The organism is Pseudoduganella sp. GCM10020061 (assembly GCF_042683405.1).
Taxonomy (GTDB): Bacteria; Pseudomonadota; Gammaproteobacteria; order Burkholderiales; family Burkholderiaceae_D; genus Telluria.
On the sequence record NZ_JBHUJS010000003.1, the window covers coordinates 224,766 to 238,248 of the forward strand.

The window sequence follows — 13,483 nt, forward strand, 5'->3', positions numbered from 1 at the left end:
GGACGGTCCCCGTTGGGGACAGTCCCTCGAACCTTAGCGCTTGCGCTGCGGCGGCAGGTCGGTGCAGACGCCTTTGTAGACTTCCGCAGCCATGCCGATCGATTCGCCCAGCGTCGGGTGCGGGTGGATGGTCTTGCCGATATCCACGCCATCCGCGCCCATCTCGATCGCCAGCGCGACTTCGCCGATCATGTCGCCGGCGCCGGTGCCTACGATACCACCACCGACGATGCGGCCGGTTTCGGCGTCGAACAGCAGCTTGGTGAAGCCTTCGTCGCGCGCATTGGCGACCGCACGGCCGCTGGCAGCCCACGGGAAGTGGCCCTTCTTCAGTTCAATGCCCTTTGCCTTGGCTTCGTCCTCGGTGATGCCGACCCACGCCACTTCAGGGTTGGTGTAGGCCACCGACGGGATGACCTTGGCGTCGAAGAAGGCCTTCTCGCCGTGCGCCGCTTCCGCCGCTACGTGCGCCTCGTGCACCGCCTTGTGCGCCAGCATCGGCTGGCCGACGATGTCGCCGATCGCGAAGATGTGCGGCACGTTGGTGCGCATCTGGCCGTCGACCGGGATGAAGCCGCGCTCGTTGACGATCACGCCGGCCTTGTCGGCGGCGATCTTCTTGCCGTTCGGGCTGCGGCCCACGGCCACCAGCACCATGTCGTACAGCTGCGGTTCCGGCGCGGTGGCGCCGGCTTCCGCCGCTTCGAACGTGACCTTGATGCCTTCGGCCAGCGCTTCCACGCCCACCGTCTTCGTCTTGGTCATGACCTTGTCGAAGCGCTTCTCGTTGTACTTCTGCCAGACCTTGACCATGTCGCGGTCCGCTCCCTGCATCAGGCCGTCCATCATTTCGACGACGTCGATGCGCGCGCCCAGCGTGGAGTACACGGTCGCCATTTCCAGGCCGATGATGCCGCCGCCGATGACCAGCATCTTCTTCGGCACCTGGCGCAGTTCCAGCGCGCCGGTCGAATCGACGATGCGCGGATCTTCAGGAATGAACGGCAGCTTCACGACGGCCGAACCGGCGGCAATGATCGCCTGTTTGAACTGCACCACCTGCTTGCTGCCGTCGGCCGCGGTCACCTCGATGTGGTTCGGGCTGACGAAGTTGCCGACGCCCTGCACCACCTTCACTTTGCGGGCCTTGGCCATGCCGGCCAGGCCGCCGGTCATCTTGGTAATGACCTTGTCCTTGTAGGCGCGCAGTTCGTCGATGTTCACTTCCGGCTTGGCGAATTTGACGCCGTGCGAACCCATTTCGGCCGTTTCGTCGATGACGGCGGCGACGTGCAGCAGCGCCTTCGACGGGATGCAGCCGACGTTCAGGCATACGCCGCCCAGGGCTGCGTACTTTTCGACCAGGACCACGTTCATGCCCAGGTCGGCGGAGCGGAAGGCGGCGGAGTAGCCGCCAGGGCCTGCGCCGAGGACCATCATGTCGCATTCGATGTCGACCTTGCCGCTGTAGGCGCTGCCGGCTGGAGCCGGCGCCGGTGCAGCAGCAGATGCAGGTGCAGGTGCGGCAGCAGGCGAAGCTGCCGGTGCTGCTGCCGGTGCTGCTGCAGGCGCCGCGGCGCCGGCTGCCTCGTCGATGACCAGCATCAGCGTACCTTCATTGACCTTGTCGCCGACCTTGATCTTCAGTTCCTTGACGACGCCGGCGTGCGTGGATGGGATCTCCATGCTGGCCTTGTCCGATTCGACGGTGGCGACCGACTGGTCGACCTTGATGGTGTCGCCCGGCTTGACCATCAGTTCGATGACTTCGACGTCCTTGAAGTCGCCGATGTTGGGGACTTTTACTTCAGTGCTCATATCCGCTCTCCCCTGTTACAGCAAGGTCTTGCGCAGGTCGGCCAGGACCTCCGCCAGGTAAGCCGTGAAGCGTGCGGCCATGGCGCCGTCGATCACGCGGTGGTCGTACGACAGCGACAGCGGCAGCATCAGGCGCGGCTGGAAGGCCGAGCCGTCCCACACCGGCTTCATGCTGGACTTGGACAGGCCAAGGATCGCCACTTCCGGCGCATTGATGATCGGCGTGAACGCGGTGCCGCCAATGCCGCCCAGCGACGAGATCGTGAAGGTCGCACCCTGCATGTCGGTCGGCTTGAGCTTGCCCTCGCGCGCCTGTGCGGACATCTCGCCCATTTCGGTGGCGATCTGCGAGACCGACTTCTTGTCGGCGTCCTTGATGACCGGGACCACCAGGCCGTTCGGGGTGTCGGCCGCGAAGCCGATGTTGTAGTACTGCTTGAGGATCAGGTTCTCCCCCTTCTCGTCGAGCGACGAGTTGAAGGCCGGGTACTTCTTCAGCGCGGCGACCGAAGCCTTGATCACGAACGCCAGCATGGTCAGCTTGACGGTCGACTTGGCCTTGGCCAGCGCCGCGTTGGAGTCGACGCGGAACTGTTCCAGGTCGGTCACGTCGGATTCGTCGAACTGCGTCACGTGCGGGATCATCACCCAGTTACGGTGCAGGTTCGGGCCGCTGATCTTCTTGATACGCGACAGCGGCAGCAGTTCGGTCGGGCCGAACTTGGAGAAGTCCAGCGATGGCCATGGCAGCAGCGACAGGCCGCCGATGCCGGCGCCGGCTGCGCCACCGGCCGCAGGCGCGGTTGCGCCGGACATGACGCCCTTGACGAAGTTCTGCACGTCGACGTGCAGGATGCGGCCTTTCGGGCCGGTGCCTGGGACGCGCGACAGGTCGACGCCGAGTTCGCGCGCGAACTTGCGGATCGATGGGGATGCGTGGGCCAGCTTGCCGGTTTCAACCGAGCCGGGGCCTTGCGACGCGGCTGGTGCAGGGGCAGGGGCAGCTGCAGGTGCCGCCGGTGCTGGTGCTGGTGCTGGCGCAGCCGCTGGTGCTGCCGCCTGCGCTGGCGCAGCGGCTTCCGCTGGCGCGGCTGGCTTGCTTTCGGCGGCAGGTGCTGCTGCGCCGGCCGTTTCTTCCAGCATCAGGACCAGCGAGCCTTCTTTGACCTTGTCGCCTACCTTGACGCGCAGTTCCTTCACGACGCCCGCGTGCGAGGACGGGATTTCCATGCTCGCCTTGTCCGACTCCACCGTGATCAGCGACTGATCGACCTTGATCGTGTCGCCCGGCTTGACCATCAGTTCAATGACTTCGACTTCCTTGAAGTCGCCGATGTCCGGGACTTTGACTTCTACCATGCTCATATATTCGCTCCGTATTCTTTTTCGGCTTTGGACGCTAAAGATCTGGGGACGGTCCCCTTTTGGGGACAGTCCCCGCCGTAGCGGTCTTTTTACTGGGTCACCGGATTTGGCTTGTTCGGGTTCAGGCCGTACTTCGTGATGGCCTGCTCCACGATCGCGTTTTCGATCACGCCGTCTTCGGCCAGGGCCTTCAGCGCGGACACGGTCACGTAGTAGCGGTTCACTTCGAAGAACTCGCGCAGCTTCTCGCGCGAGTCGGAGCGGCCGAAGCCGTCCGTGCCGAGGACCTTGTAGTTGCGGCCTGCCGGCATGAACGCGCGGATCTGCTCGGCGAACATGCGCATGTAGTCGGTGGTCGCGACGATCGGGCCGGAGGTCGGCGCCAGCAGCGAGGTCACGTACGGCACCTTCTGCTCGCCGGCCGGGTTGACCAGGTTCCAGCGCTCGGCGTCCTGGCCGTCGCGCGCCAGCAGCGTGAGCGACGGTGCGGACCAGACGTCGGCGGCGATGCCCCAGTCGTCCTTGAGCAGCTGCGCGGCCTGCAGCGACTGGTGCAGGATCGTGCCGGAGCCGATCAGCTGCACGCGCGCCTTGGCGTTGGCGTCGCCTTCCTGGAGCAGGTACATGCCCTTCAGGATGCCCTCTTCGCTGCCTGGCTTCATGCCCGGGTGTGCGTAGTTCTCGTTCATCAGCGTGATGTAGTAGAACACGTCTTCCTGGTCCTGCATCATGCGGCGCATACCGTCCTGCATGATGACCGCGACTTCGTGCGCGAAGGTCGGGTCGTACGGCATGCAGTTCGGGATGGTCGCGGCCATGATGTGGCTGTGGCCATCTTCGTGCTGCAGGCCTTCGCCGTTCAGCGTGGTGCGTCCCGCGGTGCCGCCCAGCAGGAAGCCTCGTGCGCGCATGTCGCCCGCCGCCCATGCCAGGTCGCCAACGCGCTGCATGCCGAACATCGAGTAGAAGATGTAGAACGGGATCATGATGCGGTTGTTCGTCGAGTACGAGGTCGACGCCGCAATCCACGAGCACATGCCGCCCGCTTCGTTAATGCCTTCCTGGAGCACCTGGCCGGCCTTGTCTTCACGGTAGTACATCACCTGGTCGCGGTCGACCGGCTCGTACAACTGGCCTTGCTGGCTGAAGATGCCGATCTGGCGGAACAGGCCTTCCATGCCGAAGGTACGCGACTCGTCGACCACGATCGGGACCACGCGCTCCTTGGTGTTCTCGTCGCGCAGCAGCACGGCCAGCAGGCGCACGAAGGCCTGGGTGGTCGAAATCTCGCGGCCTTCCGGGGTTGGCTCGAGCAGGTTCTGGAACGCCGACAGCGGCGGGATCTGCAGGCCCTGGTCGGCCTTCTCGCGGCGCTGCGGCAGGTAGCCGCCGAGGGCCTTGCGGCGCTCGTGCAGGTACTGCATTTCCGGCGCGTCGTCGGATGGCTTGTAGAACGGGATCTGCGGCAGCTGCTCGTCGGAGATCGGGATGCCGTAGCGGTCGCGCATCTCGCGGATCGCCTGGTCGTCCAGCTTCTTGGTCTGGTGCGCGGTATTGCGCGCCTCGCCGTACTTGCCCATGCCGTAGCCCTTGATGGTCTTGACCAGCAGGACCGTCGGCTTGCCCTGCGCTTCATTCGCCTTCTTGAAGGCGGCGTAGATCTTGTGCGGGTCGTGGCCGCCGCGGGTCAGGCGCCAGATGTCGTCGTCGGTCATGTTGGCAACCATCTCCAGCAGCTTCGGATGCTTGCCGAAGAAGTGCTTGCGCACGTACGCGCCATCGCGCGCCTTGTAGGTCTGGTATTCGCCGTCGACGGTGTCCATCATCACCTGCTGCAGGATGCCGTCCTTGTCGCGCGCCAGCAGCTCGTCCCAGCCCGGGCCCCAGATCACCTTGATCACGGTCCAGCCGGCGCCGCGGAAGTCCGCTTCCAGTTCCTGGATGATCTTGCCGTTGCCGCGCACAGGACCGTCCAGGCGCTGCAGGTTGCAGTTGACGACCATGACCAGGTTGTCGAGGCGTTCGCGCGCGGCCATGCCGATCGCGCCCATCGATTCCGGCTCGTCCATCTCGCCGTCGCCGCAGAAGACCCAGACCTTGCGGCCTTCGGTCTGCGCGATCGAGCGCGCGTGCAGGTACTTGAGGAAGCGCGCCTGGTAGATCGCCATGAGCGGGCCGAGGCCCATCGACACGGTCGGGAACTGCCAGAACTTCGGCATCAGCTTCGGGTGCGGATAGGACGACAGGCCCTGGCCATCGACTTCGCGGCGGAAGTTGATCAGCTGGTCTTCGGTGATGCGGCCTTCGAGGAAGGCGCGCGCGTAGATGCCAGGCGAGGAGTGGCCCTGGATGTACAGCAGGTCGCCGGCGTGGTCGTCGGTCGGGCCGCGCCAGAAGTGGTTGAAGCCGATGCCCAGCATGTTGGCGAGCGATGCGAACGAAGCCAGGTGGCCGCCCAGGTCGCCGTCGGCGCGGTTGGCGCGCACGACCATGGCCATGGCGTTCCAGCGCATCCACGAGCGCAGGCGCTCTTCGTATTCGAGGTTGCCCGGGCAGCGCTCTTCGAGGTGGGCCGGGATCGTGTTGACGTAGGCGGTGTTGGCCGAGAACGGGACATCGGCGCCGCGGCGGCGCGCGAGGTCGACCAGGCGCTCCATCAGGTAGTGGGCGCGTTCCGGACCCTCGTTTTCAATGACGGCTTCGAGCGCTTCCAGCCATTCTTTCGTTTCCAGCGAATCCGGGTCATTTGCTTGCGCGTTCACCTGGTCGAGTTGAGCTGACATCGATGCGTCTCCTTATAAGTGCGTCAATTATTCACGAGTGCCAAAGTACTAAGTGGGAAGATTCTAACAGTGTTCGCACCCGTTTCCAAATTGCGATACGCCATTTCACATCATGAAATTCCCCCAAAATGGGGACAGACCCCATTTCCGAAATGGGGACAGACCCCATTTTTGGGCGGTGGCTCGAAAATGGGGTCTGTCCCCATTTTTGGGTTGGCGGGCCAGCGTTCTATAATGCTGTTTTCCTTCTAACTTTTGCCCGCCCATGCCAGCCCAACTGATCGACGGAGTCCAACTTTCCAAACAATTGCGCGGCGAGATCGCCGAGCGCGCCGCTGACCTCACCGCTAAAGGCCGCCAACCCGGCCTGGCCGTGATCCTGGTCGGCGAGGACCCGGCCAGCCAGGTCTATGTGCGCAATAAGATCAAGGCCTGCGGCGACGTCGGCATCCGCTCGGTGTTCGACCGCTACGACGCCGACCTGTCCGAGGCCGCCCTGCTCGACCGTATCGCCGCGCTGAACGCCGACCCGTCGATCCACGGAATCCTCGTGCAGATGCCGCTCCCGAAACACATCAACCCGCACAAGGTGATCGAGGCGATCGACGCGTCCAAGGACGTGGACGGCTATTCGGTGCTGTCCGCCGGCGAACTGATGACGGGGCTGGAAGGTTTCCGCCCGTGCACGCCGTACGGCTGCATGAAGCTGATCGAGTCCACCGGTTTCGACCTGCGCGGCAAGCACGCGGTCGTGATCGGCCGCAGCAACACGGTCGGCAAGCCGATGGGCCTGCTGCTCTTGCAAGCCAACGCCACCGTCACCATCTGCCATAGCGCGACCGCGGACCTGGGCTACCACACCCGCCAGGCGGACGTGGTGGTGGCAGCAGTCGGGCGACGCAACACGCTGACGGCTGATATGGTCAAGCCTGGCGCGATCGTGATCGATGTCGGCATGAACCGCGACGATGAAGGCAAGCTGTGTGGCGATGTGGATTTTGCGGGCGTGAAGGAAGTCGCGTCGCACATTACGCCGGTGCCGGGCGGCGTGGGGCCGATGACGATTACGATGCTGCTGATGAATACGATCGAGTCCGCCGAGCGCGTTTGATGCGTTAGGGGGAGTGTCCCCAATGGGGACCGTCCCCAGCTTTTTAGCACGCACTGCCGCCGGCCCGGCGAAAAAGCTGGGGACGGTCCCCCGGCCCAACAGAGGATGAATTGAGATGAACGCTGAGAACAACCCCCTCCTCGACTTTTCCGGTTTGCCGCGCTTCGACGCGTTCCGGCCCGAGCACGTCACCCCCGCCATCGAGCAGCTGATCGCGCACGCGCGCGAGGTCGTCAAACAGCTCGAAGCGCCATCGGACGACGTGACCTGGGACAACTTCGTGACCCCGCTCGAGGAAGCCACCGAGCGCCTGGGCCGCGCCTGGGGCGTGGTCAACCACCTCAACAACGTGGCCGACACGCCCGAGCTGCGCGCCGCCTACAACGAAAACCAGCCCAAGGTCACCGAGTTCTGGACCGAGCTGTCGCAGAACGAGAACCTGTTCGCCAAGTACAAGGCGCTGCGCCACGGCGCCGGCTACGAGCAGCTGTCCCCGGCCCGCAAGCGGATCGTCGAAAACGCGCTGCGCGACTTCCGCCTGGGCGGCGCCGAACTGCCGCCGGAGAAGAAGAAGCGCTTTGCCGAGATCCAGGAGCAGCATGCCGCCATCTCGACGCGCTTTTCCGAGAACGTGCTGGACGCCACCAACGACTACAAGCTGCTGGTGGCCGACGTGGCCGACCTGGCCGGCGTGCCGCAGGACGTGATCGACGCCGCGCGCGCCTCCGCCGAGAAGGACGGCAAGCAGGGTTACCAGTTCACGCTGCACTTCCCGTCCTACTTCCCGCTGCTGCAGTTCGCCCACAAGCGCGAGCTGCGCGAGACCATCTACCGCGCCAACGCCACCAAGGCATCCGAAATCGGCGTGGTGTTCTCGGAACTGGAGAAGTGGGATAACACCGGCAACATCGCCCAGCTGCTCAAGCTGCGCGACGAGGAAGCCAAGCTGCTCGACTACCGCAATTTCGCCGAAGTTTCGCTGGTGCCGAAGATGGCGCAGAGCCCCGAGCATGTGATCGAGTTCCTGGAAGACCTGGCGCGCCGCGCGCGTCCCTATGCCGAGAAGGACCTGGCCGAGCTGCGCGAATTCGCCCGCGCCGAGCTGGGACTGGAGGAGCTGCACGCCTGGGACATCGCCTACGCGTCCGAGAAGCTGCGCGAGAAGCGCTACGCCTTCTCCGCGCAGGAAGTGAAAGAATACTTCCCGGAGCCGAAAGTCATCGAAGGCCTGTTCAAGCTGATCTCCGGCCTGTTCAGCGTCGAGATCAAGCCCGACCAGGCCAGCGTGTGGCACCCGGACGTGCGCTTCTTCCGCATCGAGCGCGCCGGCCAGCTGATCGGCCAGTTCTACCTCGACCTGTATGCGCGCGAGGGCAAGGGCGGCGGCGCCTGGATGGACGATGCGCGCGGACGCCGCATGGTGTCGGGCGGCGAGGTGCAGACCCCGATCGCCTACCTGACCTGCAACTTCACGCCGCCTGCGACCGTCGACGGCGTGACCAAGCCGTCGCTGTTCACGCATGACGAAGTGATCACCCTGTTCCACGAGTTCGGCCACGGCCTGCACCACATGCTCACGCAAGTGGAAGAGCTGGGCGTGTCCGGCATTTCCGGCGTGGAGTGGGATGCGGTGGAGCTGCCGTCCCAGTTCATGGAGAACTTCTGCTGGGAGTGGGACGTGGTGCGCAACATGACCTCGCACGCGACCACCGGCGAGCCGCTGCCGCGCGAACTGTTCGACAAGATGGTCGCGGCCAAGAACTTCCAGTCCGGGATGCAGACTCTGCGCCAGGTCGAGTTCTCGCTGATCGACATGCACCTGCACTACGACTTCGACCCGGGCTCGGAGCGCACGGTGCAGCAGCTGGTGGACGAAGTGCGCGAAAAATTCGCGGTGATGGTGCCGCCGGCGTTCAACCGCTTCCAGCATTCGTTCGGCCATATCTTTGCCGGCGGCTATGCCGCAGGTTACTATAGCTACAAATGGGCCGAGGTACTGTCGGCCGACGCGTATGCCGCTTTCGAGGAAGCGGTGGAAGCGGGCGGCGGCGACCTGTCGGTGGAAACGGGCAAGCGCTTCCAGGAAGAGATCCTGGCGGTGGGCGGCTCGCGTCCGGCGCTCGAATCGTTCATGGCCTTCCGCGGCCGCGAGCCGAACATCGACGCCCTGCTGCGCCACAGCGGCATGAAGCAGTAGGTACACCGTGGGACTGTCCCCGAACAGGGACCGTCCCCGCTTTTTAGCCTGATCTCGCAGGAGACGCATGAAACGCACGACCTTGATCCTGACCGCTACCGGCGCCGCGCTGTTGGCCACCGCGGCCGGCCATGCGTTCGCCCAGCAGGTGTACAAATGGAAGGACTCGAAGGGAGTCACCCATTACAGCGATACCCCGCCACCCGCCCGCGAACAGGGCAAGGTGCAGGTCAAGCAGTTCACCTCCGGCGGCGGCTCGGTCAACGTGCCCTACTCGCTCGCGCAGGCGATGCGCGCGGCGCCCGTCACCATCTACACCACCGTGGGCTGCGCCGCCTGCGACGCGGCACGCGCCGCGCTGGCCGCACGCGGCATCCCGTACACTGAAAAAACCGTCACCAGCGCCGAAGACCATGAACAGCTGAAGGCCGCCGGCGGCGCCAACCAGCTCCCGTTCATCGTTGTCGGCCGCACCCGCATGACCGGCTTCGAATCCGAATCGCTGACCGCCGCCCTGAATGCGGCCGCGTATCCGAAGCAGCGCGTGGTCGGCCCCGAGTTCCGCCTGGCCACCGTGGAGCCGGCCGCGCCGCCTCCGCCCGCGCCGGTGGAGCAAAAACCGGTTCCCGAAGAGACAGCCCCCAAGGTGCCGCCCGCGCCCGACTTCCAGTTCTGACATGACGCGCGTCGACTTCCATACCAATATCCCCGACAAGGTGGCGTATGCGTGCCGCCTTGCGCGCAAGGCCTACGGCGCCAGCGGCAAGGTGGTGCTGCTTGCCGCCGACGAGGCGCAGGCCGCGCAGCTCGACGAAGCGCTGTGGACCTTTTCCGATACCGACTTCCTGCCGCACGTGATGGCCGGCGACGCGCTGGCGGCGCAGACGCCGATCATCGTGACCGCGTCGATGTCCGCTCCGCTGCCGCACACCGACATCCTCGTCAACCTCGGGCAGTCGATCCCGGATGGCGTGGACCGCTTCTCGCGCGTGTTCGAAATCGTTTCGACCGACGAGCAGGATGCGCAGGAAGGCCGCAAACGCTACGTCGCCTACAAGAAGCAGTCCTATCCCTTGACCCATTTCGTGGCAGGCCAGTCATGAGCAACCAGAATCCGGCATTCGATCCCAGCATTCCCGTCCTGACCGAAGTGCTGGACGAAGCGGCGGCGCCCGCGCCTGCCGCTGCGGACACGCCGGCCGCATCGTCGCAGGGCCTGGCCCAGCGCGAAGTGCAAAGCTGGACGGACGCGGACTGGGAAGCGCTGGAGCTGCGCCTGTCCGAACGCATCCTCACGCAGCTGCAGAGCCGCACGGACTTCGTGCTGGAGCAGCGCGTGCGCGACGCGATGTCCGACGTGCTGCAGCACGCGCTCAAGAGCCTGACCTCGGAGATCCGCGAAGGCCTGCACGACACCCTCGAGAAGATCGTCGCCCGCGCGGTGACGCAGGAACTCACCCACCTCAAAGCGCTTCGCAAATAAGAAAGCCCACACGATGAACAACCGCAGTGCAATGATCAAGATCGTCCCGCTGGTCGCGCTGGTGATCGGCGCCTTCCTGTACGTGCGGCCGAACCAGGCCAAGTTCTACAACGAAGAGACGCTGATGACCAAGGCGACCGAGGCGCGCGACAAGGCGCTGCGCGGCGCGCAATGCGATGAGATGAAACTGGCGGAGCAGGTGCAATCGCCGCCGGGCGCGGTGCGGCTGTACGTGTGGGAGTGCCTGTCGCGCAGCACCGAGAGCCGCGAAGTGATCGTCAAGATCCTGAATGACGGCGACACGCAGACCGTCACCAATCCGCTCGCCTGCCGCAACGATGCGGCTGCCGCCGACAAAGGCTACCTCTGCACCTCTGCCTGAATGAGAAAGGGGACCGTCCCTAAGGGACTGTCCCCAGCCTTGTTTGACACCTAAAAGACATAATGGGGACGGTACTGCCCGCTCAGCGGCGTAGGGACCGTCCCCTTCCTTTTTACGGGGTCAGTGCGAAGTTGACGGCGCTTTGCGCTTGCGTCGTGATGTCAACGGCATCGACCGACTTGGTCGCGTAGCCGGTGGCGGAAGCGTCGACGCGGTACTTGCCGGCGCCCGGGGTCACATTGGCCGCAGGGGCGAACGCGAGCGGCAGCGTCGCGCTGTACGCGGCGTACTGCGGCGCGGCGACCGGCAGCTTGTCGATGGTGTACGCGCCCGTGGCCAGGTCGGCGCCCTTGTAGCGGATGGTCACCAGCGGGCCGGAGGCAAAGCTTTGGCGCGCGGCCACGTAAGCCGCTTCGGTGGTGCTGGCCGGGGTCAGCGTCACGACGCCGCCGATCGACGATTGCGCGCTGTCCGCCATGGCGATTGGCGCGGCGCTGGTCGACAGCGCGGTATTGCTGCTTTCCGATGCTACCGGCACGGCGCCGATCACGGTGGCCGACTTGCCGTCCGCGGTGATGACCACGTCGTAGTTGCCCGGTGCCAGGCGCGCCAGCATGAATTCGCCGGTCGTCTTCGGCGCCGTCGCGGCGATCACGTTGCCGTTCTGCTGCGCGGTGATGGTGACATTGCTGGCCACGAGCGCCGGGGCGATGTAGCCGGAGATGCCGTTGATCGCGGTCGGGATGACCTTGACGACCGGCTTGAGCGCGTAGCGGTTGCTGCCGCCCTTGGTGACGACCGATTTGCACGCGTCAAAGTCGAGCACGAGGTCGACCCGCTGGCCGCCCTTGACTTCGAATTCGTTGACCAGCTTGATGCCGCTCTGGACCGCGCTCGGCGTGTCCAGGCTGACTTCCGCGCCGCCGGTCGGCACCACGGAGTTGGCCAGGCCGTTGCCGGTGTTGGCGTCGAGGACGAGGCGCAGCTGGGTGTACTTTCCCGCTTCCAGCGAAGTCTGTCCCAGCGATTCGAGCACGCCGTTGGTCAGGTTCAGCAGGTTGATCTTCTTGGCGGGGCTGAGGGTGATGTCGGTCCAGCCGGCTTCGGACTCGCCGGCGCTCGCGCTCTTGTGCACTCGCACTTTGTTGACGGTGACGTTGACGGCATCGAAGCCGCAGGCCGGCGCATCCGTCAGCGACACGCCGAGCGTGCCGTGGGTCAGGACGGGTGCCGGCGCGCCGGCGTCGCCGCCGCCGCCGCAAGCGGCCAGGGTTGCTGCCAGGGCGGCGGTGGCCGCGAGGCCGAGGTGGGTGCTGGATCGTTTCATGGGCTGCCTCATTAGTAGTTGTACATACCGAAGTTGCGTACTTCGTATATGCATAATAAGTACTCCACAGCAACAAATGGGCCACGCACGATTGCCGGAAACATTTGCTTACCTCCATTACACTTGCGCGCCAGGTTCCGTTGTAAATCCGCCCGCCGCCAAAATGGAGACCGAAAATGGGGACAGACCCCATTTCGAAAATGGGGACAGACCCCATTTCGGGAGGCCTCCGCCGGAGCACGCTCGGGGCAAAAAATGGGGTCTGTCCCCATTATTCGAGAAAAATGGGGTCTGTCCCCATTATTCGGGGCGTAAAAAAACGCGCCACGGGGGCGCGTTTTTGGCTGGTGCTAGGAGGCGATTACTTCTGGACCATGATCCACTTGACCAGGGCCTTCGCTTCCGCGTCGGAGACTTGCGGGTTGGCCGGCATCGGGATCGCGCCCCAGGAACCCGATCCACCCTTGATGACCTTGGCCACCAGCTTGTCCTCGATACCCTTCTGGCCTGCGTACTTCGACGCCACATCCTTGAAGGCAGGGCCGACCAGTTTCGTCTGGACCGCGTGGCAAGCCATGCAGTTCTTGGCCTTGGCCAGGTCTGCACTCGCCATCGCGCTGCCCGACACGAGCACCGAAGCGGCCGCCAATACCATCATTACGTGTTTCATTGCATCTCTCCTTAGAAATCCACTGAATACATTGTACCTCGTTACGACTTTGCCGGACGGCGTTGTTTCTCCACAGCTACACAGATTTGTAATATGCTGTGACAGCAAAAAGGAGTCTTGCCATGTTTTTGATCATTCTCATCGTCGCCCTCGTCGGCCTGCGCTACTTCGAAGTGTGGCGCTTCGCCGAGCTGTCGTGGTGGTACATTGTCGGGCTGATGGTGTTTGCCTTCGTATGGTTCGAGTTCATCGAGAAAGCGCTCGGCCTGGACAAGAAGAAGCAGCACAACGTGGACGAGCAGCGCCGCAAGGAACGCGTCAAGAAGGCGTTCGACAAGAAAAGGTAG

12 protein-coding genes are annotated in these 13,483 nt (G+C 64.5%); 7 read left to right on the forward strand and 5 right to left on the reverse strand.

Annotated features, from left to right (window positions below; translation table 11 throughout):
- Positions 1-33: 33 nt before the first annotated feature.
- The 3 genes from lpdA to aceE form a co-directional block, all read right to left on the reverse strand.
- Entirely contained in the window at positions 34-1,818 is a 1,785-nt protein-coding gene (gene lpdA / locus ACFSQR_RS08480) for a dihydrolipoyl dehydrogenase (RefSeq protein ID WP_377729270.1), read from the reverse strand.
- Between the two features lie 15 nt (positions 1,819-1,833).
- Positions 1,834-3,183, reverse strand: coding sequence for a dihydrolipoyllysine-residue acetyltransferase (gene aceF / locus ACFSQR_RS08485; RefSeq protein ID WP_377729271.1), 1,350 nt, complete (start codon positions 3,181-3,183; stop codon positions 1,834-1,836).
- Positions 3,184-3,272: 89 nt separating this feature from the next.
- On the reverse strand, positions 3,273-5,966 hold the full coding sequence (gene aceE, locus ACFSQR_RS08490) for a pyruvate dehydrogenase (acetyl-transferring), homodimeric type (protein ID WP_377729272.1): 2,694 nt from the start codon (positions 5,964-5,966) through the stop codon (positions 3,273-3,275).
- A 265-nt stretch (positions 5,967-6,231) separates the two neighbouring features.
- Here aceE and folD point away from each other — a divergent pair, with 265 nt between their 5' ends.
- From folD to ACFSQR_RS08520, 6 genes are all read left to right on the forward strand, one after another.
- Positions 6,232-7,077 (forward strand): bifunctional methylenetetrahydrofolate dehydrogenase/methenyltetrahydrofolate cyclohydrolase FolD, encoded by an 846-nt coding sequence (gene folD / locus ACFSQR_RS08495; protein WP_377729273.1) that lies wholly within the window; start codon positions 6,232-6,234, stop codon positions 7,075-7,077.
- 115 nt (positions 7,078-7,192) lie between these two features.
- Positions 7,193-9,274 (forward strand): M3 family metallopeptidase, encoded by a 2,082-nt coding sequence (locus ACFSQR_RS08500; RefSeq protein ID WP_377729274.1) that lies wholly within the window; start codon positions 7,193-7,195, stop codon positions 9,272-9,274.
- Positions 9,275-9,341: 67 nt separating this feature from the next.
- Positions 9,342-9,950, forward strand: a complete 609-nt coding sequence (locus tag ACFSQR_RS08505) for a DUF4124 domain-containing protein (RefSeq protein WP_377729275.1) — start codon at positions 9,342-9,344, stop codon at positions 9,948-9,950.
- Position 9,951: 1 nt separating this feature from the next.
- The gene (locus tag ACFSQR_RS08510; RefSeq protein WP_377729276.1) at positions 9,952-10,377 is read left to right on the forward strand and encodes a DNA polymerase III subunit chi; all 426 of its coding nucleotides are present in this window, start codon (positions 9,952-9,954) and stop codon (positions 10,375-10,377) included.
- Positions 10,374-10,757: a hypothetical protein gene (locus tag ACFSQR_RS08515; RefSeq protein WP_377729277.1), complete on the forward strand. Its 384-nt coding sequence runs from the start codon at positions 10,374-10,376 to the stop codon at positions 10,755-10,757. The genes ACFSQR_RS08510 and ACFSQR_RS08515 overlap by 4 nt, the downstream gene beginning before the upstream one ends.
- Positions 10,758-10,770: 13 nt before the next feature.
- Complete coding sequence (locus ACFSQR_RS08520) at positions 10,771-11,139, forward strand: hypothetical protein (protein WP_377729278.1); 369 nt, start codon at positions 10,771-10,773, stop codon at positions 11,137-11,139.
- A gap of 112 nt (positions 11,140-11,251) precedes the next feature.
- On the opposite strand, the gene ACFSQR_RS08525 is transcribed toward ACFSQR_RS08520, so the two are convergent.
- Both ACFSQR_RS08525 and ACFSQR_RS08530 read right to left on the reverse strand, forming a co-directional pair.
- Entirely contained in the window at positions 11,252-12,466 is a 1,215-nt protein-coding gene (locus tag ACFSQR_RS08525; RefSeq protein WP_377729279.1) for a DUF4382 domain-containing protein, read from the reverse strand.
- A gap of 361 nt (positions 12,467-12,827) precedes the next feature.
- The gene (locus ACFSQR_RS08530) at positions 12,828-13,136 is read right to left on the reverse strand and encodes a c-type cytochrome (RefSeq protein WP_377729280.1); all 309 of its coding nucleotides are present in this window, start codon (positions 13,134-13,136) and stop codon (positions 12,828-12,830) included.
- 122 nt (positions 13,137-13,258) lie between these two features.
- On the opposite strand from ACFSQR_RS08530, the gene ACFSQR_RS08535 reads away from it, so the two are divergent.
- Positions 13,259-13,483 carry a TIGR04438 family Trp-rich protein gene (locus ACFSQR_RS08535; RefSeq protein ID WP_377729281.1) on the forward strand — a complete coding sequence of 75 codons (225 nt, stop codon included), beginning with the start codon at positions 13,259-13,261 and terminating at the stop codon, positions 13,481-13,483.

What these genes read in the sequence shown, in the direction of transcription:
- ACFSQR_RS08530 (WP_377729280.1), bottom strand. Translation starts at nt 13,136, where the DNA reads ATGAAACACGTAATGATGGTATTGGCGGCCGCTTCGGTGCTCGTGTCG.
- ACFSQR_RS08525 (WP_377729279.1), bottom strand. Translation starts at nt 12,466, where the DNA reads ATGAAACGATCCAGCACCCACCTCGGCCTCGCGGCCACCGCCGCCCTG.
- lpdA (WP_377729270.1), bottom strand. Translation starts at nt 1,818, where the DNA reads ATGAGCACTGAAGTAAAAGTCCCCAACATCGGCGACTTCAAGGACGTC.
- ACFSQR_RS08510 (WP_377729276.1), top strand. Translation starts at nt 9,952, where the DNA reads ATGACGCGCGTCGACTTCCATACCAATATCCCCGACAAGGTGGCGTAT.
- folD (WP_377729273.1), top strand. Translation starts at nt 6,232, where the DNA reads ATGCCAGCCCAACTGATCGACGGAGTCCAACTTTCCAAACAATTGCGC.
- aceE (WP_377729272.1), bottom strand. Translation starts at nt 5,966, where the DNA reads ATGTCAGCTCAACTCGACCAGGTGAACGCGCAAGCAAATGACCCGGAT.
- aceF (WP_377729271.1), bottom strand. Translation starts at nt 3,183, where the DNA reads ATGAGCATGGTAGAAGTCAAAGTCCCGGACATCGGCGACTTCAAGGAA.
- ACFSQR_RS08500 (WP_377729274.1), top strand. Translation starts at nt 7,193, where the DNA reads ATGAACGCTGAGAACAACCCCCTCCTCGACTTTTCCGGTTTGCCGCGC.
- ACFSQR_RS08505 (WP_377729275.1), top strand. Translation starts at nt 9,342, where the DNA reads ATGAAACGCACGACCTTGATCCTGACCGCTACCGGCGCCGCGCTGTTG.
- ACFSQR_RS08535 (WP_377729281.1), top strand. Translation starts at nt 13,259, where the DNA reads ATGTTTTTGATCATTCTCATCGTCGCCCTCGTCGGCCTGCGCTACTTC.
- ACFSQR_RS08520 (WP_377729278.1), top strand. Translation starts at nt 10,771, where the DNA reads ATGAACAACCGCAGTGCAATGATCAAGATCGTCCCGCTGGTCGCGCTG.
- ACFSQR_RS08515 (WP_377729277.1), top strand. Translation starts at nt 10,374, where the DNA reads ATGAGCAACCAGAATCCGGCATTCGATCCCAGCATTCCCGTCCTGACC.